Annotated in this window: 21 protein-coding genes; 16 read left to right on the top strand and 5 right to left on the bottom strand. The window is 56.3% G+C overall.

The window, feature by feature from the left end; translation table 11 throughout:
* Window positions 1-91 precede the first annotated feature (91 nt).
* Window positions 92-619: a GNAT family N-acetyltransferase gene (locus tag ACR0C6_RS04685; RefSeq protein ID WP_480618440.1), complete on the top strand. Its 528-nt coding sequence runs from the start codon at window positions 92-94 to the stop codon at window positions 617-619.
* 9 nt (window positions 620-628) lie between these two features.
* Here ACR0C6_RS04685 and ACR0C6_RS04690 read toward each other — a convergent pair whose 3' ends face one another.
* On the bottom strand, window positions 629-1633 hold the full coding sequence (locus ACR0C6_RS04690) for a GlxA family transcriptional regulator (protein WP_171168156.1): 1005 nt from the start codon (window positions 1631-1633) through the stop codon (window positions 629-631).
* 169 nt (window positions 1634-1802) lie between these two features.
* Between ACR0C6_RS04690 and ACR0C6_RS04695 the strand changes: the two genes are divergently transcribed.
* Window positions 1803-3173, top strand: a complete 1371-nt coding sequence (locus tag ACR0C6_RS04695; protein ID WP_171115908.1) for a class II 3-deoxy-7-phosphoheptulonate synthase — start codon at window positions 1803-1805, stop codon at window positions 3171-3173.
* A 68-nt stretch (window positions 3174-3241) separates the two neighbouring features.
* Here ACR0C6_RS04695 and ACR0C6_RS04700 read toward each other — a convergent pair whose 3' ends face one another.
* Window positions 3242-3916 carry a PAS domain-containing protein gene (locus ACR0C6_RS04700; RefSeq protein ID WP_480445135.1) on the bottom strand — a complete coding sequence of 225 codons (675 nt, stop codon included), beginning with the start codon at window positions 3914-3916 and terminating at the stop codon, window positions 3242-3244.
* 245 nt (window positions 3917-4161) lie between these two features.
* Here ACR0C6_RS04700 and ACR0C6_RS04705 point away from each other — a divergent pair, with 245 nt between their 5' ends.
* The 11 genes from ACR0C6_RS04705 to ACR0C6_RS04755 all read left to right on the top strand — a co-directional run bounded on the left by ACR0C6_RS04705 (window position 4162) and on the right by ACR0C6_RS04755 (window position 14613).
* Window positions 4162-5052, top strand: a complete 891-nt coding sequence (locus ACR0C6_RS04705; protein WP_171328396.1) for a YicC/YloC family endoribonuclease — start codon at window positions 4162-4164, stop codon at window positions 5050-5052.
* Window positions 5053-5069: 17 nt separating this feature from the next.
* Window positions 5070-5711, top strand: a complete 642-nt coding sequence (gene gmk, locus ACR0C6_RS04710) for a guanylate kinase (protein ID WP_170344277.1) — start codon at window positions 5070-5072, stop codon at window positions 5709-5711.
* Entirely contained in the window at window positions 5708-6232 is a 525-nt protein-coding gene (locus ACR0C6_RS04715; RefSeq protein ID WP_480618443.1) for a gamma carbonic anhydrase family protein, read from the top strand. The genes gmk and ACR0C6_RS04715 overlap by 4 nt, the downstream gene beginning before the upstream one ends.
* A gap of 27 nt (window positions 6233-6259) precedes the next feature.
* Entirely contained in the window at window positions 6260-7300 is a 1041-nt protein-coding gene (locus ACR0C6_RS04720) for a sensor histidine kinase (RefSeq protein WP_480618445.1), read from the top strand.
* Window positions 7301-7494: 194 nt separating this feature from the next.
* On the top strand, window positions 7495-8535 hold the full coding sequence (locus tag ACR0C6_RS04725) for a substrate-binding domain-containing protein (RefSeq protein ID WP_480618447.1): 1041 nt from the start codon (window positions 7495-7497) through the stop codon (window positions 8533-8535).
* 92 nt (window positions 8536-8627) lie between these two features.
* The gene (gene pstC / locus ACR0C6_RS04730; RefSeq protein WP_480618449.1) at window positions 8628-10100 is read left to right on the top strand and encodes a phosphate ABC transporter permease subunit PstC; all 1473 of its coding nucleotides are present in this window, start codon (window positions 8628-8630) and stop codon (window positions 10098-10100) included.
* A complete protein-coding gene (gene pstA, locus ACR0C6_RS04735) occupies window positions 10097-11428 on the top strand; it encodes a phosphate ABC transporter permease PstA (protein WP_152457981.1) in 1332 nt (443 codons plus the stop codon). Before pstC ends, pstA begins: the two co-directional genes overlap by 4 nt.
* A gap of 12 nt (window positions 11429-11440) precedes the next feature.
* The gene (gene pstB, locus ACR0C6_RS04740) at window positions 11441-12238 is read left to right on the top strand and encodes a phosphate ABC transporter ATP-binding protein PstB (RefSeq protein ID WP_152457980.1); all 798 of its coding nucleotides are present in this window, start codon (window positions 11441-11443) and stop codon (window positions 12236-12238) included.
* 16 nt (window positions 12239-12254) lie between these two features.
* On the top strand, window positions 12255-12956 hold the full coding sequence (gene phoU, locus ACR0C6_RS04745) for a phosphate signaling complex protein PhoU (protein WP_171115921.1): 702 nt from the start codon (window positions 12255-12257) through the stop codon (window positions 12954-12956).
* Between the two features lie 12 nt (window positions 12957-12968).
* A complete protein-coding gene (phoB, locus tag ACR0C6_RS04750; protein ID WP_480618451.1) occupies window positions 12969-13658 on the top strand; it encodes a phosphate regulon transcriptional regulator PhoB in 690 nt (229 codons plus the stop codon).
* Between the two features lie 187 nt (window positions 13659-13845).
* A complete protein-coding gene (locus tag ACR0C6_RS04755) occupies window positions 13846-14613 on the top strand; it encodes an SDR family oxidoreductase (RefSeq protein ID WP_480618453.1) in 768 nt (255 codons plus the stop codon).
* Here the strand turns inward: ACR0C6_RS04755 and ACR0C6_RS04760 are convergent.
* The gene (locus ACR0C6_RS04760; protein WP_480618455.1) at window positions 14610-15479 is read right to left on the bottom strand and encodes an acyl-CoA thioesterase; all 870 of its coding nucleotides are present in this window, start codon (window positions 15477-15479) and stop codon (window positions 14610-14612) included. The genes ACR0C6_RS04755 and ACR0C6_RS04760 overlap by 4 nt on opposite strands.
* Window positions 15480-15530: 51 nt before the next feature.
* The gene (locus ACR0C6_RS04765; RefSeq protein ID WP_480618457.1) at window positions 15531-16745 is read right to left on the bottom strand and encodes a serine hydrolase domain-containing protein; all 1215 of its coding nucleotides are present in this window, start codon (window positions 16743-16745) and stop codon (window positions 15531-15533) included.
* 216 nt (window positions 16746-16961) lie between these two features.
* On the opposite strand from ACR0C6_RS04765, the gene ACR0C6_RS04770 reads away from it, so the two are divergent.
* Entirely contained in the window at window positions 16962-17591 is a 630-nt protein-coding gene (locus ACR0C6_RS04770) for a 2-hydroxychromene-2-carboxylate isomerase (RefSeq protein WP_171228761.1), read from the top strand.
* A gap of 28 nt (window positions 17592-17619) precedes the next feature.
* Here the strand turns inward: ACR0C6_RS04770 and ACR0C6_RS04775 are convergent, their stop codons facing one another.
* Window positions 17620-18438: an SDR family oxidoreductase gene (locus ACR0C6_RS04775; protein WP_480618459.1), complete on the bottom strand. Its 819-nt coding sequence runs from the start codon at window positions 18436-18438 to the stop codon at window positions 17620-17622.
* Between the two features lie 456 nt (window positions 18439-18894).
* On the opposite strand from ACR0C6_RS04775, the gene aroQ reads away from it, so the two are divergent.
* Entirely contained in the window at window positions 18895-19344 is a 450-nt protein-coding gene (gene aroQ / locus ACR0C6_RS04780) for a type II 3-dehydroquinate dehydratase (protein ID WP_480618461.1), read from the top strand.
* Window positions 19341-20096 carry an autoinducer binding domain-containing protein gene (locus ACR0C6_RS04785; RefSeq protein ID WP_480618463.1) on the top strand — a complete coding sequence of 252 codons (756 nt, stop codon included), beginning with the start codon at window positions 19341-19343 and terminating at the stop codon, window positions 20094-20096. The genes aroQ and ACR0C6_RS04785 overlap by 4 nt, the downstream gene beginning before the upstream one ends.
* The last annotated feature ends 57 nt before the right edge of the window (window positions 20097-20153 follow it).

Genomic DNA, 20153 nt, shown 5'->3' on the forward strand with positions numbered 1-20153 from the left:
GAAGCATGCCAGCAGACTTTACAATTCCATTTGCGCGTTTCCATCGTCGCAGTCACTCTGTCCAACAGGTTACACGGTTAAGGGGATACTAATGAGTGATTTCGACATTGAATTGTGCACAAGTATCCCGCTAAGAACCGAGCTGAATATGATTTTGGAGCAATATTATGCTCTTATCGCTCAAAGAATGCAGGGTATGGGGTTCGAATTGGATCCTTCCGCGCCGCAAAGCGCACTTGAGGAATTCTGGACGAACACGGATGACTACATGCCTCCGAACGGATGCCTGATCGTCGCAAGAAACCGCGATGGCATAATCGTAGGGTGTGGAATGATGAAACGGTTTGATCAGTCTACCGGCGAGTTGAAACGTGTATTTGTAACCGAAGACGCTCGGGGCACCGGAGTGGGGCGCGCATTGATTCAAGCACGAGAACAAGCCGCCAGAGCTATGGGGCTGAAGCGATTGATCGCAGATACACTCACTCCAAATGTGGAAATGCGGTCTTTGTATCCCAAGCTCGGGTTTGTGGAACTGGACTCTCCGATCGAGACAACAACCTACAAAGATCAGCCCATGCTCCGACCGCACTTGCACTATTTCGTCAAAGAGCTTTGACGCTGAGCCTTATACTGACAGTCTTCCACTTTGCGCACCACGTTCGCGATAAGGCGTGGTGTTGTAGTGCGCCCGGTAGCATTTCGAGAAATGGCTGGGCGAGGCGAACCCACAGGCCAGCGCCACGTTGATGACGCTCATATCGGTCTGCATCAGCAGGTTGCGGGCCTTGTGCAGGCGCAATTCCATGTAATAGCGCTTGGGGGAACGGCTGAGATACCGGCGGAACAGACGCTCCAGCTGGCGGGTCGACATACCCACGTCCTTGGCAAGGATCGAGGGCGAGATCGGCTCTTCGATGTTTTTCTCCATCATCAGGATAACCTGGCTCAACTTCGGATGCCGCACACCGATTCGGGTCGGAGTTGACAGGCGCTGCGTGTCCTGGTCGGTTCGAATCGAGGAATAGATCATCTGATCCGCCACCGCGTTGGCCAGATCCTCGCCATAGTCATCTGCAATCAGTTTTAGCATTAGGTCAATCGACGAGGTGCCGCCCGCAGTCGTCATGCGACTGCCATCGATCTGAAAGACGGCTTTGGTCAGTTCGACCTCATCGAATTCCTCGATGAAACTGTCAGAGTTCTCCCAATGGATCGTTGCCTTCTTGTTGTCCAGCAACCCGGCCTTTGCCAGAGTATAGGCCGCAGTGCAGAGGCCACCGATCCGCAATCCCCTTCGGGCTTCGCGCCGCAGCCAGTTCAGCACGCGCTTGCTGGTGGCCGCCTGAACGTCCACGCCACCGCAGATCAGAACAACGTCGTCTCGCTGCAACTCTACCAGATCACTGTCAAGCTTGAACTCGGTCCCGGCCGAGCAGGTTACCGTTTCTCCGCCTTCTCCCATCAGCTTCCAGGTGTAAAGCTGTCTGTTCGCCATGCGGTTGGCGATGCGCAGACTGTCAAGCGCCGAAGCAAAGGACAGAAGCGAAAATTTGTCCAAAAGGACAAACACGAAATTCCGGGGTGGGGCCGCAGTGTCTTCCACCGTGACAACTTGGCGTTGCTCTTGCATGGCGAGATGTCCTTGCTTCGCTGCTGGTCAGTTGATTATCCAGCAGCAGATTTGACAGCCACCATGATCAAAGCTTGTTTACGTCGTCAAGAGGCGCAAATGGGATATGGTCACTCTTCATTGCATTTTGTATAGAGACCACCTGAAAACTTCAGCGGAGATCAAAGCTATGACCGAATGGCAAAAATCGAACTGGCGCAACAAGCCCCGGGTTCAGATGCCAGATTATACCGACGCGGCCGCGCTGGCCAAGGTCGAGGCTCAGCTTTCAAAGTATCCCCCGCTGGTCTTTGCCGGCGAGGCGCGGCGTCTCAAACAGCATCTGGGTGCCGCCGGGCGCGGCGAGGCCTTCCTTCTGCAAGGTGGGGATTGCGCTGAAAGCTTTGAACAATTCAGCGCTGATGCGATCCGTGACACCTTCAAGGTGATGCTGCAAATGGCGATGGTTTTGACTTATGGCGCCAAGGTGCCAGTGGTCAAAGTCGGTCGTATGGCCGGGCAATTTGCCAAACCACGCAGTGCTCCGACCGAAGTCGTGAATGGTGTGGAACTGCCAAGCTACCGCGGCGACATCATCAACGAATTGGCCTTCACGCCCGAAGCCCGGATTCCGAATCCCAACAAGATGTTGCAGGCCTACACGCAAGCGGCGGCGACGCTGAACCTGCTGCGAGCATTCTCGACCGGCGGCTTCGCTGATATGAGCCGCGTGCATGCCTGGACTTTGGGTTTCGCGGATGAACAGGACGTTCAGAAATACTCCGAGGTAGCGGACCGTATTCAGGACACCATCGACTTCATGGAAGCCGCTGGCATCACTGCGGAAACAACCCATGAATTCTCGACCGTTGAATTCTACACCAGCCACGAGGGGCTGTTGCTGGAATATGAAGAGGCACTGACGCGTCTGGATTCGACCTCGGGCAACTGGCTGGCCGGCTCTGGTCACATGATCTGGATCGGCGACCGCACCCGTCAGCCCGACGGCGCGCATGTCGAGTTCTGCCGCGGGGTTCTGAACCCGATCGGTCTGAAATGCGGCCCGACCACCACGGCCGAAGACCTCAAAGTTCTGATGTCCAAGCTGAACCCCGACAACGAAGAGGGGCGTCTGACCCTGATCGCGCGCTTCGGTGCGGGCAAGGCGGGCGAGCATCTGCCGCGTCTGATCAAGGCGGTCAAGGAAGAGGGCGCCAAGGTCACCTGGGTCTGCGACCCTATGCACGGCAACACGATCAAATCGGCCACGGGCTATAAAACCCGCCCGTTTGATTCTGTTCTGCGCGAGGTGCGTGACTTTTTCGGAGTGCATCAGGCCGAGGGAACCATCCCCGGTGGCGTGCATTTCGAAATGACCGGGCTGGATGTGACCGAATGCACCGGCGGTGTACGTGCCGTGACCGAAGAGGACCTGTCGGACCGCTACCACACCGCTTGCGATCCGCGCTTGAACGCGTCGCAGTCGCTGGAACTTGCGTTCCTGGTGGCGGAAGAGCTGACCAACCTGCGCCGCAACGGCTCGAAACGCGCGGTAAGCTGAGCGCATCTGAATCACTGACAACAGCGGGCTATCGGCCCGCTGTTTCTGATCACGGCAATCGGCGGGTCTCAATCGTCGCGAGACACCACCAGATGAAGATGGCCGGCAGAGCGCTTGAATTCGCGTTGTTCCTCGGCAAAACCTTCCACAGGGCGGCGCTGTGTGGGCGCGGGCACCTTAATTTCAGAAACCGGTTTGATCCGCGTATCGGCCAGTGAAAACCGGCGCGGTGTCTTGCCGATTGCGCCATCGGCGATCATGACCCCCAAAACACGACTGACATCCCCAAGGTCGCTTTTCAGTGGCAAAAGGATCATCCGGGCCTGCATCCGGGTACGTCCCAACACCCCGCCCGAGTTCAGACTCAATTCGGCAACAGCGGGGGATGCAAATACCTGTTCCAGAACATCCTTGGTTTGCGCACGGGCATCCGGTTGAAAGAACGCGGTCAACGGCATCCCTCGCACTTCCATCCCTGCAAGCGCGTTCAGATGGCTGCCTGCCAGACGAAATCGGGCCAGGCCGGGTGCGATGCGTTCCAGGATGAACGTATATTCAAGAACATTCTCAAGACCGCGCGGGTCGATTTGAGACCGCATGGGCACGCTGTCGCCGCTCAACAATGCGGTCCAATACGCCTCGGCCTGGCGGATCGGCGATAGGCTGCGCCCACTGTCAAAGCGATCCATTGCGACGATCTTTCCAAATTCTGACCCGGAACCTATCCCGAAAAAGGTTTTCATTTTCATCACCCTACCGTCAATTGTCCGCCTTTTTCATAAAATGCAACACATTGGAAGCATCTGCGGCCCGCAAACCATTGCTATGGGCATTTTGACTCGGGTTATTTCAATTTTGGAGCAATTCTTTAACGAATGGTTAACTTGCGCCAAACAATTGCGTCGTCAGCAAACTCTTGCTCTGCACCAGTCAATGGCATTAGGTGCGGCACATGCTCGAAACAGCAGGGGAACAGGAAAGGGCCATCATGATCAGATCCATGACCGGGTTTGCCGCGGGGAAGGGAACTTTCGGCCCGCACAGTTGGTCGTGGGAACTTCGCAGCGTAAATGGCAAGGGGCTGGACATGCGTCTGCGCGTGCCCGACTGGTTGACCGGCCTCGAAGTCGCGTTGCGGGCGTCCCTGTCCAAATCCCTGAGCCGGGGAAACGTGACCCTGTCGATGCGCTTGAACCGCGAGGATTCTGCCCCGGAACTGGCCTTGAACGAAACCGCGATGGCTGCGGCCCTGACGGCTCTTGAGCGAACTGAAGCGCGGGCAGCTGCGCGCGGCATCACGCTTGCGCCGTCGCGTGCGTCAGATCTTTTGGCGCTCAAGGGGATGATGGATGCAGGAACCGAGGCCGACGATCCGGCTCCGCTTGTTGCTCATCTAACGTCCGAATTCAAAGATCTTCTGGCGGCGTTCATAGATATGCGCAAAGCCGAAGGGGCAGCTTTGGCCGCTGTCTTGAACACGCAACTGGATCAGGTCGCGGAGCTGACGGCGCAGGCCGCAGAGATTGCCGAGCAACGCAAGGACAAGATGACCGAGGGGCTGCGCGAGAATCTCGCGCGGGTGCTGGAGAATACGCAGGGCGCGGATCCCGATCGTGTCGCGCAAGAGCTTGCGATGATCGCGGTCAAGGCGGATATAACCGAAGAAATCGACCGCCTGACCGCGCATGTGGCGGCCGCTCGTGAGTTGTTGGCACAGGACGGGGCCGTGGGCCGCAAGCTGGATTTCCTGATGCAAGAGTTCAATCGCGAAGCCAACACGCTGTGTTCCAAGGCGCAAAGCTCGGACCTGACATCGGTCGGGCTGGAACTGAAAGCGGTGATCGATCAGATGCGCGAACAAGTGCAGAATGTGGAATAAGAATGGGAACGACTGACATGGCGGACCGCCGAGGCCTACTAATCATCCTGTCTTCTCCGTCCGGAGCGGGCAAATCGACCCTGGCCAGACGGTTGATGGCCTGGGATACGGATCTGGAATTCTCGATCTCGGCGACGACCCGCGCCCCACGCCCCGGGGAAGAGCATGGGCGCGAGTATTTCTTTCTGTCCGAGGACGAGTTCAAACAGCAGGTCGCTGATGGGCAGATGCTGGAACACGCCCATGTATTCGGAAACTTCTATGGTTCGCCTGCCGAGCCGGTCAAAAATTCGATCAATGCCGGTAAGGACGTATTGTTCGACGTCGACTGGCAGGGTGAAGTGCAGATCCGAAACTCGGATCTGGGCAAACACGCGTTGTCGATCTTCATTCTGCCGCCGTCAATCCCCGAGCTGCGCCGCCGGCTGGAAACGCGCGGACAGGACAGTGATGACGTCATCGGCCGCCGTATGCTCAAAAGCTGGGATGAAATCAGCCACTGGGGCTATTACGATTACGTCCTGATCAACGATGACCTCGAGGCAACCGAAGAAAAGCTGAAAACCATCGTCAGCGCTGAGCGGATGCGCCGCATTCAGCAACCCAGGTTGCAACAGCACGTCCGCAAGTTGCAGAGAGAATTCGAGGGACTGTCATGACCATCTACGCTTTGGGCGAGCACGCTCCGCACATTCACGAGGACACCTGGGTCGCGCCGGATGCCAATCTGATTGGCAAGGTTGTGCTGGAGCAGGGGGCCTCGGTTTGGTTCGGCTGCACGATTCGCGCGGATCACGAAGAAATCCGGGTCGGCGAAGGCAGCAATGTTCAGGAAAACTGCGTGATGCATATCGACGCCGGTTTTCCCCTGACGATCGGTCGGAACTGCACCATCGGGCACAAGGTGATGCTGCATGGCTGCACCATAGGCGAAAACACGTTGGTCGGAATGGGCGCAATCGTTTTGAACGGCGCAAAGATCGGCCGGAACTGTCTGATCGGAGCAGGGGCCCTGATCACCGAGGGCAAGGAAATCCCCGACAATTCGCTTGTCATGGGATCGCCGGGCAAGGTCGTGCGCCAGCTGGATGAGGCCGCGGCCCAAAGGATCACCTTCAGTGCGCTGCACTATCAGGAAAACATGCGCAAATTCCGTGAAACCCTGAAACCTGCGCTTTGACGCGGCGGAATGAGTGGGTTTTGAACCATGACCGAAGACGTTCTTGAGGACATTGTTCTTGCGATCCCGTTGCCTGCGCTGATGGTTGATCAGACCGAACGGATCATTGTGGCGAACACTGATGCAACGTCACTTCTGGGCCAGAACATTGTTGGACGCCATTTTGCGACCATGCTGCGACAGCCGCAGGTTCTGGACGCGATCGAGCAAAGCCTGACAAGCAGAAGCGCAAAGAAAGCACGTCATCTGTCCAATGACGGTGCGCAGGACACAACATACACAGTTGAATGCAGATACATGAACGGGGTCGCTTCCGAAGGGGCCGTCATGGTCACGTTTCAGGATACCACCCATCTGGAGCACGCCAGCCAGATGCGGAGGGATTTCGTGGCCAATGTCAGCCATGAATTGCGCACGCCGTTGACCGCCTTGATGGGGTTTATCGAAACCCTGCGCGGTCCGGCACGGGACGATCCCGCCGCGCGTGACCGGTTCCTCAAGATCATGGCCGATGAGGCCAACCGGATGAACCGTCTGGTCGGGGATCTGTTGTCGTTGAACCGGGTCGAAAGCGAAGAACGTGTTCGACCCAAGCAACAGCTGGAACTTACCGGTCTACTTCAATCCACAATAAACTCGCTGCGGCCCCTTGCGGAGGATGCTGGCGTGGTTTTGTCGCTGGATGTGAAAAACGGTCCGCTTTCAGTCACCGGTGACAGCGACCAGTTGCGACAGGTTTTCACCAATCTCATCGAGAACGGGATCAAGTATGGCGCCAGTGGCGGTAGTGTTACGGTACGTGTCCTGCCGGCGGACAGGGATCCGGCGATGCGCGGCCCGGCTGTCCGAATCCAGTTCATAGACAAAGGGCCCGGCATAGATGCCGTTCACCTGCCGCGCCTGACAGAGCGATTCTATCGCGCCGACAGCCACAGGTCGCGGCAACTGGGCGGAACCGGGCTTGGCCTTGCGATCGTGAAGCACATCGTCAATCGCCATCGTGGAAGACTTCGTGTCGAAAGCGAATTGGGAAAAGGTTCTGTTTTTACGGTAATTTTGCCCCGTTGAAACAACTTGGAATGCAAGTTTTCTTTTAATCTGACCCCACGGGGCATTGGCTGTTCCAAGGGTCAAACGCAAAAAAATGCCCTGCTGTCATAAAACCGTTACGCATGTGTCACAAAAGGCTTACGCACGCCCCATAGGGGTCCCCGCAGGATCATCATGGTGGTGATCAAGTACACCTTTTCAGGGAGACTGAAATGTCCTTTGTAAAACTGTCGGCATCTGCGCTGGCTATCACTGCCGTCTCGGCGACCACTGCTGCGGCGCGTGACAACGTTCAGATCGCCGGTTCGTCGACCGTTCTGCCTTATGCCTCGATCGTAGCCGAACTGTTCGGTGAAAATACAGACTTTCCAACTCCGGTTGTTGAATCCGGCGGTTCGTCGGCTGGTCTGAAGCGTTTCTGCGAAGGCGTTGGCGAAAACACCATCGACGTTGCAAACGCGTCGCGCGCGATCCGTGAAAAAGAGATCAAAGCCTGCGCCGAAAACGGTGTGACCGACATCATGGAAGTCCGCATCGGTTATGACGGCATCGTATTCGCAAGCCAGCAGACCGGGCCTGCCTTCACCGCGTTCGAACCGTCCGACATTTTCAACGCTCTGGGTGCAAAAGTTCTGAAAGACGGTGAGATCGTTGACAACCCGTACAACACCTGGGCCGAGTTCAACCCAGAACTGCCCGATGTTGAAATCGCAAGCTTCATCCCGGGCACCAAGCACGGCACCCGCGAAGTGTTCGAAGAAAAAGTTCTGCTGATCGGTTGTCAAGAAACCGGCGCCATGGAAGCCATGATCGCGGGCGGCATGAGCGAAGACGACGCTGAAGATGCCTGTCTGGCGGTTCGCACCGATGGCAAGTCGGTTGATATCGACGGTGACTACACCGAAACCCTGGCGCGTATCGACACCAACCCCAACGGTATCGGCGTGTTTGGTCTGGCGTTCTACGAGAACAACACCGACAAGTTGAAGGTTGCCACCATGTCGGGTGTCGCGCCGTCGACCGAAACCATCTCGACCGGCGAATATCCGGTTTCTCGCCCGCTGTTCTTCTACGTGAAGAAAGCTCATATCGGCGTGATCCCGGGCCTGAAGGAATACGCGCAGTTCTTCACCCATGACGAAATCGCCGGTCCGTCGGGCCCGCTTGCCAATTATGGCCTGGTCGCCGATCCTGAGCTGGCAAAAACTCAGGACGCGATCGCCAACGAAGTCACCATGGTTTCGGGCAGCTGAGCCTGACACTGTTCTAATGCAAATAGGGGCGACGGATCAGTCGCCCCTTCACTGTCTTTTTACTACTCGCAATCGAAGGCAATGGGGGTGTCATGCCGATACTTTGGCTCTTTCTGATCGTTTCGGCAATCGCGGCTGTCGGCTATCTGTTGGGACGCACACGCGCACTGCAAAACGCAGATGGTGACAGTCGGAATCTGCATTCCCTGCCATCATTTTACGGCGCAAACGTTGCGCTGAAGACACTTGTTCCGGCCTTCGGTCTCTTGATCGTGTGGCTGTTGGCGCAGCCTTTCTTCCTAAATGCGCAGGTGTCGGACATGATACCGGACTCCGTGATAAAGGAAGGTTCCTCTCGCAGCCTGGTGATGGCCGAAGTACGCCGCACGGCCGCCGGGCTGGACAATGCGGTTGCGCTTGGAACCCTGACCGAGAACGCCGCCAGTGATGCCGATGCAAATATCGGCGAGATCACCCAGCTTTTGAAGGACGCGGGGCAGGTGGTGACCTCGGACATCACTCAACCGGTACTGCGGGCTGCGCAGAGCTATCGCGCCATGAGCTCGACCGGGTATGCGATCATGTCCATTGCCGTTATCGCGGTTGCCTTGATTGGTGCCTTAGCGGGCTGGTTGCAAACCAACGCCGAATACCGTGCGCGCAACGTTGTGGAACAGGGGGTTCGTGTCTTGCTTCTGGCGGCCGCGTCGGTTGCAATCCTCACAACGGTGGGCATTGTCCTGTCTCTTGTGTTCAACACCTGGGAATTCTTCAAACTGTACCCCGCGTCAGATTTCTTTTTCGGCATGACCTGGGCGCCCAGCTTTTCGGGCCGCGGCGGGTTGTCCGAACTCGGGATCTTGCCGCTGCTGTGGGGGACGCTCTACATCTCTGTCGTGGCGTTGCTGGTCGCAGTGCCGATCGGGTTGTTCGCCGCGATCTATCTCAGCGAATACGCTTCGCCCCGCTTGCGTTCTGTCGCCAAGCCGCTGCTTGAGGTGCTGGCCGGGATTCCGACCATCGTTTACGGTCTCTTCGCTTTGTTGACAGTTGGCCCGCTGCTGTTGGATGTTTTTGGTGAAAGTGGCCTGGGCTGGATGAAAGCCGGCACCGCCGTCATGACTGCGGGTCTGGTGATGGGGATCATGTTGATCCCGTTTGTCTCATCACTGTCTGACGACATTATCAACGCGGTGCCGCAGGCCATGCGCGACGGTTCCTACGGTCTTGGCGCCACGCAATCCGAAACCATCCGTCAGGTCGTTCTGCCCGCCGCGTTGCCCGGTATCGTCGGCGCGATCCTTCTGGCGGCATCGCGCGCCATCGGCGAGACCATGATCGTGGTTCTTGGGGCAGGGGCTGCGGCCCGCCTCAGCCTGAACCCGTTCGAAGCCATGACAACTGTGACAGCCAAGATCGTCAGCCAGTTGACGGGGGACGCCGACTTTGCCTCGCCCGAGGCGCTGGTCGCCTTCGCACTTGGCATGACCCTTTTCATTCTCACCTTGGGGCTCAACGTGTGTGCCCTGTATATCGTGCGCAAGTACCGGGAGCAGTACGAATGACCGACACCAGTATGCAAAGCCCCCAATCCGGTCGCCATACGATCTCGCTCACGGCTTCGGATGAACGTACGAAGAAACGTGCCAAGGCCGAGAAACGGTTCCGTGCTTATGGCATCGCCGCAATCGCAACCGGTCTGTTCTTTTTGGTTGTTCTGTTCGCTTCGATCCTGTCGCAGGGGATTCCGGCCTTCCAACGCACGGTCGTCAGCATTGAATTCACACTGACCGAACCGCAGCGGGACGAGGCCGAAGGGGCCCTGTTCAAGACAAAAGTCTATTCCAACCTGTTCGTCGCCCAGTTGAACAGTGAACTTGCTGAACGCGGAATCAGCGTTGATTTTGATGAGGCCGCGATCGAGCGTCTTTTGGGTAAAGTCGGCGGCACGATCCGGACCTTTTACACCGAAAACCCCGACAAGCTGGGTGAGCCGGTCCAATTCGATCTGGCAGCATCCAGCCGGGTGGACGGGTATTTCAAAGGCCGCGTATCCCGCGACACGATACAGGACAGCCGGTTTCTGCAAAAAAGCGATCTGGATCTGGTCGATGCGCTGGAACAGGCTGGCATCATCAAGCAGGCATTCAACTGGCCCTTCATCACCGGCGCGGACGCAGGCGTGGACAACCCCGGCGGCGCAGGCATCGGTGTCTCGGTTGTGGGATCCTTCTTCATGATGCTGGTCGTTCTGTGTCTGTCTCTGCCGATTGGCGTTGCAGCTTCGATCTATCTCGAGGAGTTTGCGCCGCAAAACAAGTTGACTGACCTGATCGAAGTGAACATTTCGAACCTGGCCGCGGTTCCGTCCATCGTCTTCGGTATTCTGGGCCTGGCCGTTTTCATTCAGTTCATGCACTTGCCGCAATCGGCACCGCTGGTCGGCGGTCTGGTTCTGACCCTGATGACGCTTCCGACGATCATCATCTCGACCCGCGCGTCCTTGAAGGCCGTGCCTCCGTCGATACGCGACGCGGCGCTTGGGGTAGGGGCGTCGAAAATGCAGGCGGTGTTTCACCACGTGTTGCCGCTGGCTGCGCCGGGCATTCTGACAGGTACCATCATCGGTCTGGCGCAAGCCTTGGGTGAAACCGCACCTCTTTTGCTGATCGGCATGGTGGGGTTTGTCGCACGCGGATATCCCGACGGCTTTCTTGCAGGCTTTACCGAGCCGAATTCAGCCATGCCCGCCCAGATCTATACATGGGCCGCACGTGCTGACGTTGGCTTTTACGAGAAGGCGTGGGGTGGGATCATCATACTTTTGATGTTCCTGCTGACCATGAATATCATCGCAATCATCTTGCGCCGCCGCTTTGAACGTCGCTGGTAAATGGGGGCTGGAATGAACGACATGACACGAGTGGAGAGAACCGTGGACTCCAAAGACATCAAGATCAACGCCAAGAACGTACAGGTTTTCTACGGTGAAACCCATGCCATCAAGGACGTGAGCGTTGAGATCGAAGACAAGACTGTCACGGCCTTCATCGGGCCATCTGGTTGTGGCAAGTCCACCTTCCTGCGCTGCCTGAACCGAATGAATGACACCATCGATATCTGCCGCGTCGAAGGCGACATCCTGCTGGATGGTGAAGACATCTATGACAAGCGTGTCGATCCGGTCCAGTTGCGCGCCAAGGTCGGAATGGTGTTCCAAAAACCCAACCCGTTCCCGAAATCGATCTATGACAACGTGGCCTATGGCCCGCGCATTCACGGCATGGCCCGCAACAAGGCGGAACTGGATGAAATCGTGGAAAAATCCCTGCGCCGCGGCGCGATCTGGGATGAGGTCAAGGATCGCCTGGATGCACCTGGCACCGGCCTGTCCGGCGGCCAGCAGCAGCGTTTGTGCATCGCCCGGGCCGTCGCCACTGAACCCGAAGTTCTGTTGATGGACGAGCCGTGTTCGGCCCTTGATCCGATTGCGACCGCACAGGTCGAAGAGTTGATCGATGAACTGAGGTCGCGGTTTTCTGTTGTGATCGTCACCCACTCGATGCAGCAGGCGGCACGGGTCAGTCAGAAAACGGCCTTCTTCCACTTGGGTAATCTGGTTGAATTCGGTGAAACCGGCCAGATCTTTACCAATCCGATAGATCCGCGCACGGAAAGCTACATTACAGGCCGCATCGGCTAAGCACAGGTATCTGACAATGAGCGAACAACATATTGCAACTGCTTTTGACCGCGACCTCGAGGCGATCCAAGCGCATATCATGAAGATGGGCGGGCTGGTCGAGGCCGCCATTATAGGCGCGGCCCGCTCGCTGGAAACCCGTGATGAAGAGTTGGCGCAAGAGGTGCGAAAAGGCGACAAAGCCATCGACGCGCTTGAAGAACTGATCAACGAAGAAACGGCCAGGTTGATTGCGCTGCGGGCACCCACGGCCAGTGACTTGCGGCTGATCCTGTCGGTTCTGAAGGTATCCGGCAACCTTGAGCGCATTGGCGACTATGCCAAGAATATCGCCAAACGAACTACGGTTCTGGTCAATGCCAGCGAGATAAACGGAAGCGCTGCGGCCCTGCGCCGTATGGCACGCGAGGTCGAGCGGATGCTGCGTGATGCGCTGGATGCCTACATTCAGCGCGATGCGGAACTGGCCACAGACGTCATCAACCGCGATGAAGAGGTTGACCAGATGTATAACGGCCTGTTCCGGGAGTTTCTGACATTCATGGCCGAAGACCCACGCAATATCTCGGCCTGCATGCACCTGCATTTCATCGCCAAGAACATCGAACGCATGGGCGATCACGTAACCTCGATCGCTGAACAGGTCGTGTATCTGGTCACCGGCGACCGCCCGGCCGAAGCCCGGCCCAAGGCTGACAACACGTCGCAAACCGTTTAGGAGACGAGCGAGATGTCCGCAGATCAACCTACCGTTCTGGTTGTAGAGGATGAAATGGCCCAGCGTGAGGTTTTGGTTTACAACCTTGAAGCTGAAGGGTTTCGGGTTTCCAAGGCTGGCAACGGCGAAGAAGCCATGCTGTTGGTTGACGAAGACTGTCCGGACATCATTGTTCTAGACTGGATGATGCCCAATCTGAGCGGTATCGAAGTCTGCCGACGCCTGAAAAGCCGTCCGGACACGCGTTCAATCCCGATTATTATGTTGTCGGCCCGGACCGAGGAAGTCGACAAAGTCCGCGGTCTTGAGACCGGCGCGGATGATTACGTGGTCAAGCCATATTCCGTGGTCGAGCTTATGGCGCGCGTTCGCACGCAATTGCGCCGCGTCCGTCCTTCGACCGTTGGTTTGCGCCTGGAATTCGATGACATCATTCTTGACTCCGAAACGCACAAGGTCAGCCGGGACAACAAACCCCTAAAACTCGGGCCGACCGAGTTCCGTCTTCTCAGCACATTCATGGAAAAGCCGGGCAGGGTCTGGAGCCGCGAGCAATTGCTGGACCGGGTTTGGGGTCGCGACATCTATGTCGATACCCGAACCGTTGATGTGCATATCGGGCGATTGCGCAAAGCTTTGACGCAATATGGTGGGACCGATCCAGTACGAACCGTCCGCGGCGCTGGATACGCCTTGGGATAACCACATACTGTGCACATGACGCCAAAATCGTTTGATTTTATTTGCAGAACTCGTATTTGTGGCTGGCGCCCCCGTGGCGGTAATCGGTATTCGTATAATAGGTATTATGGTAATTTATGACCACTTGTAACTTGGCAGTAAAGTGAACACTCTGCCCAAAACACATAAGACTTTTTTGGAATGCGCCATGGATCTCAGAGATAGAACTGTCATCGTCACCGGTGCCGCAGATGGCATTGGCCGGGGTCTGGCGGAACGTTTTGCTCAGGAAGGTGCGCGCATCATCTGTTCGGATATTGACGAAGCCGGAGCCCGTGAAGTCGCAACCCAAACTGGCGGTGTTGCGTTCACATGTGACATTTCGGATGAGGAACAGATCAAGGCGTTGATTGATTTCACCGAAGATACTGTTGGCCCAATTGATCTGTTCTGCGCAAATGCCGGCATCCTGACGCTTGGCGGTCTGGATGTTCCCGATGATCAATGGGAAAAAATTTGGAAAATCAACGTGATGTCGCACGTGTGGACCGCGCGCCATTTGGTGCCTCGTATGATCGGTCGCGGCGGCGGATATATTCTGACGACGGCCTCTGCGGCGGGTTTGCTGAACCAACCGGGTGCAGCGCCATACGGTGTCACGAAACACGCGGCGGTCGGATTTGCCGAGTGGCTGTCGCTGACATATGGGGCCAAAGGTCTGCGGGTTTCGGTTCTTTGTCCTCAGGCGGTTCGGTCGAAAATGACTGAAGGACATGAGGTTTCAGTGGCATCGATCGACGGAATGCTGGAGCCCGAAGACGTTGCTGAAACCTGCGTACAAGCCATCCGAGAAGAACGATTTCTGGTTCTTCCGCATCCGCAGGTTTTGGATTATCTGCAACTCAAAGCGGCTGACTACGATCGCTGGCTGGGCGGGATGCGAAATTTGAATCAACAGTTTACGCCGGATACTTAACGTTTTCTCTGAACCTTCCTCATAAGACCTTCCTGAGCCACCGACGCGACCAGGGTTCCGTCTTCTGAATAGATCGATCCGCGATTGAAGCTGCGTCCCTGCCCCGTCCACGGAGAATCCATCACATACAGATGCCAGTTCTGAAATTTCACAGGTGCATGAAACCACAAAGCATGGTCCAGACTGGCGCCGTTGAACTCTCCGGAAAACCAACTCAGCCCGTGCGGTCGCAAACCTGACGACATCAGGTTCATATCAGACGCATAGGCCAAAAGCAGATGTTGAGTTTTCGCGTCCGCAGACGCGGCAGCCGCCATGCGAAACCAGGTTTTGTTGCGGTCGTCCGACACTTCGGGGTTGAACGGATCCAGATGATCCACCTCCCGCACTTCGATCGGGCGTTCACGCAGAAGCTCACCGCGAAAACCTTCGGGCACGCGATCCACATATGCGTGTCGAAGCTCAGAACGCGATAGGTACGTCTGGGGTGGATTAACGGTTGGCATCGGATGCTGATGATCCCAACCTTCATCCTGAACGTGAAAGGAAGCTGACATGTTCAGGATCTGCTTGCCATTTTGAATGGCAACAACGCGACGGGTTGTGAACGACCCCCCGTCACGCGCTCTATCTACTTGATAAATAACGGGTTTGTCTGGATCCCCGGGTCGGATGAAATAGGCGTGCAGGGAATGGCACAACCGGTCTTCCACGGTTCTGTATGCCGCGGCCAAGGCCTGCGCAATGACCTGACCGCCGAAAATTCGGGTTGGTGTTTCTCCACCCGATCCTGTGCCGCGGAAAAGATCGACTTCAAGCCGTTCGATATCCAGAAGGTCCAGTAAGATGCGTTCCGCTTCGGTCATTGTCTGCTCATGGGCTAATTGATCGAAACCCGGGTATCAGCCTGAGCAAAATCATTCAATCATGGCGGCGTGCACTAAGGCCTTGAGTTCAGCCCGGGATGGATAGGAACTGGACGGCGACAATTGCGTGAAGAACACAGCCGTCAGATCGTTCTGCCAGTCGATCCAGAAATAGGTCGAGGCCATGCCACCCCAGCTGAAATCACCAACGGATCCGGGCACGCGCACCCGACCCGGATTGAGGACAATCGACCCTGCAAGGCCAAATCCCATGCCTTCCATGGGCTGTTCCGCAAAGCTCTTTGGTCCCATCGAGGCGATATCGCCCGGCAAGTGGTTGCGCATCATGAAGTCCACCGTTTTCGGGCCAAGCAGTTGATGCCCGTTGCCGGACCCGCGATTGCGAAGCATGTCGACGAATTTGACATAGTCATCGATTGTGGAAACCAGCCCACCGCCGCCCGAGAAGGTTGTCGCATTCGCAAATGGAGAGGTTTCGTGGGTATCCACCAGCCGCAAGGTATCGCCTCCCTGATCCGCGGAATTCAACGCCATCGCGTCGCCGGCCAGCGGCGTATAAAGCGAGGCGAACCGGTCCCCTGCCCCGTCGGGCACGGAAAACCCGGTTTCGCGCATCTCGAGGGGCGCCAAGATTTCCTGCCGGAAGAATTGTTCCAGGGTCTGTCCCGAGACGACCTCGACAACGCGCCCGAGCACATCGGTTCCAACCGAATATTCCCACCGTGTTCCGGGCTGGAAAGCCAAGGGTAACTCTGCCAGTTCACGTACGCGATCTTTCAGAAGACCCTGATTTGGTTTGAATATAAGGTCCTTTTCATCCATCGCCTCCGGTAGAATCCCAGGGTTGAACGGATAGCTGAAACCGCTGGTATGGGTCAGCAACTGATGAAGGGTCGGGCTTGCCGCGTCCTCGGCTTGATCCAGCTTGTCCGCGCCGGTTACCAGAGCCTGCATCTGTTTGAACTCGGGAAGGAAATCCGAAAGCGGTGCGTCGAGGTGAAACAGCCCACGTTCCGCCAGCATCATCAAGGCAACAGACGTAACGGGTTTGGTCATCGAGTAGATGCGCACCAGCGTATCGCGTTGGAACGGCAAGTCCTCTTCAAGATTTCGCAGGCCGCTGGAGTGGAAAAAGACCTCATCCCCCTTGTGCTTCAGCAAAAAGGACGAACCCGCGTATTTACGCTGCTCAACATAGCGGTCCATCCAGATGCGAATCCGGTTCAGGCGCGTTTCATCGAACATGACTTGTTTTCGAAGCATTTTTTGAGTTCCACCAGAAGTTGACTAATATCGTGCACGCGTAGGGCCTGAAACAACAGCAAAACCCGGGCTGAAATGAATGGTTATACAAGCAGGGCCAAGAGGCACGCCTTAAATCCAAGTGATACAGTGAAACCGATACAGATTCGCTTGTAAATTGTTGGATGGCGACGTGCCGGACTGGCCTGGAGGAACATCATGACGCAAAGCATAGATTTCGTTTACGATTTTTGCAGCCCAAATGCCTTTCTGGCCCACAAGATGCTGCCGGAACTGGCCGCGCGGCACAATGCCAAGATCACGTATTCCCCTGTCCTTCTGCCTGTTGTTTTCAAGGCAACGCACAACCAAAGCCCGTTTCAGGCGTTTTCCGAGAACCGCCAGAAAACCGCCTATCTTACCCACGACCTGCATCGGTTCGCGCGGCGTCGCGGGCTGAGCTTTCACATGAGCCCGCATTTTCCGATCAATACGAAATTTGCGATGCGCGGCGCCCGGTTCGCCAGTGGTAAATCTTGGGAAATCAAATACATAAACGCCATCTTTGACGCCATATGGGTGCATGGGCAAAAGGCGGATGAACTGGCCGTTCTGATTGACATTCTACAGGAAAATGAATTGCCCGTTCGCAAGCTGCGCGAGGCCATGACAAGCCCTGAAATCAAACAGGACCTGAAGGATCAGACCAAATCATTCGTGCGCCGAGGCGTTTTTGGAGTTCCCAGCCTGTTTTACGGTTCTGAAATGTTCTTTGGCAAGAACAGCTTGCCGAACCTGGAAATTGAACTGTCGAAAAACAAGAAACGACACAAATCCAACACGTTGTGAATAGGATCGGTTTTGATCGCAGCGCGTCTCAGAACGCTTCGGCAAAGATATTGCCCGACGTTACAACGTTGATTCCACCAGAAACCGGGATAATCGAACCGGTTACATAACTGCCCCCGCGTCCGCACAGAAACAGCACGCACCCGGCTATATCTTCATCACAGCCGACGCGCCCAAGAGGCACTGACTTGCCGACCTTTTCACGCTTGTCCTCATCCGCCGTAGCAAAGGCCGTCATCCGCGATACGAACGGCCCCGGAGCCAGCGCGTTGACCGTCACGTGGTAGGGCGACAGTTCCTTGGCCATGATTTTTGTCAGATGCAGAACCGCAGCTTTCGAGGCTGAATAGCTATAGGCGCCATCCCCCATGGGAACCTCTCCCATCACGGATCCAACATTCACGACCCTGGCCGGATCGTCTGCGGTTCCGGATTGCATCAACATCGGCAGCAGCCTCTGGGTAAGCTCGAATACCCCGACCACGTTGACCGACATCACCTTGTCCCACGCGTCATACGGAAACTGGCCCAAGGGCGCGCCCCAGGTCACGCCAGAGTTATTCATAAGAATATCAAGCCGTTCCGTCCGATCCTGAATGTCCGAAACCAGTTTGGCGATACTTGCCTCACTGCCGATGTCTCCGGCAAACCCTTCGGCACTTCCCGGTGCCTCCAGTGCATTCAGCTCGGCGGCGGCCGCCACACAGGCGTCCCCGTTTCGAGAAGCAATCAACACGCGCGCGCCGGCCCTGACCAACGCCTCTGCGGCCATCCGACCGATACCCGTGGCGCCTCCGGTGACCAATGCGGTTTTGCCGGGCAGCGAGAAAAGGGTATCGGGGGTCATTGTCGTGTTCCTCTGCTAAATCTGATTTCGGTTGCATTCCGACCCGGTTCAAAGCCTCGTTGTCTTTACGGCAATCAGCCGCCCGCCGCGTTGGCACGAAACCGGGTTGCACCAAAATTCCACATGACAATCTTCAATCGCATCAGAAACGGTTTGCAAGGATTACTCAGCGTCGCAAAGGGCCGGCCGATAAGCCCGGATAGTTCCAATGTTCCGATACTGAAACCGACGGCAATGCGCCCGAAAACCTGTCTTCCCGCAATCGAAAAACGGATGTAAATATACGGCCCAAGCCCTAACGGACGCGCGGTGTCGTCATCTCGAATGACTGAACTTGGTTTCCTCATCCATCTCAAGGCCTGTTTTCAGGGCAACTGTCTGTATTCAATCCACCAAAGTCAGGTAGACAACCCGGCCTTTTCGCGTCTATGAACCAAGTATGGGGATCGTGAAAACATGCATAACGTTTTGGTATTGAATGGCCCAAACCTCAACCTGCTTGGAACACGGCAGCCCGAGGTTTACGGCAGCACGACACTACATATGATCGAGGACCGTTGCGTTCAGCATGGCGCCTACATCGGGCTGGACGTCACCCACCTGCAATCCAATCACGAAGGTGTGCTGCTTGACGCCATTCACGCGGCCCGCGGTGTACAAAGCGGGCTTATACTGAACGCAGGCGCGTTCACGCATACGTCGATTGCCCTTATGGATGCGATTGCATCGGTGGAACTGCCGGTTGTCGAAGTGCATCTTTCCAACATTCATGCCCGGGAAACGTTTCGGCACAGGTCCTACATAGCCCCTGTCGCACTGGGTCAGATCTGCGGATTCGGTGCCCACAGCTATATCCTCGCGCTGGATGCGCTCGCGGCTCATCTGAAAGCAGGCAGTGCGACATGAAGCTCAAGGAATATCTTCGGTTTGTCAGCTACGCCAAAACCCTGGAAGACCTGTGGGATGCACATTGCCGCCAAATGGCCGAATACGGATTTACCCGCCTGATCTATGGGTACACGCAATACCGGACGGCCACGTCTCTGGGTGATCCAGAAGATTTCGTAATCCTGACGAACCACAAACGGGCCTATGTGGACGGGTTCATCAAGGATGGTCTGTATTTTCACGCTCCGATGTTGAAGTGGGCCTTGGACAACGAAGGCGCCGCCAGCTGGAAAATGTTGCAGGACATGAACTCGGGCGGGACGATGACCGCGAAGGAACGCGAAGTTTTCGAGTTCAACAAATCCATGGGCGTGGTTTCCGGTTATACCGTCAGCTTCAACTCGGTTTCCATGCGCTCGAAAGGGGCGATTTCCCTGTCGGCCAATAATGGGTTGAGCCAGGAGGATGTGGATGGGGTCTGGGAAGAGCACGGCGACGACATTCTGCTCATGAACAATGTTGCCCATCTGAAAATCCTGACATTGCCGTTCCATCCGCCGAACCGGGCACTTACCAAACGCCAACGCGAAGCTTTGCAGTGGGTTGGTGACGGAAAAACCACTCAGGATATCGCGCTGTTGATGGGACTGACATCTGCAACGGTGGAAAAGCACCTGCGACTCGCGCGCGAGGCGCTTTCGGTCGAAACGACGGCGCAAGCGGTTCTCAAGGCGTCACTGCACAACCAGATGTTCATTATGGAAGCATAACCGCAATATTTTGACGCTATCCCGCGTCAGTTTACCCTAGGTAAGGAAATCACTACT

The organism is Ruegeria sp. AL12, from assembly GCF_056540885.1.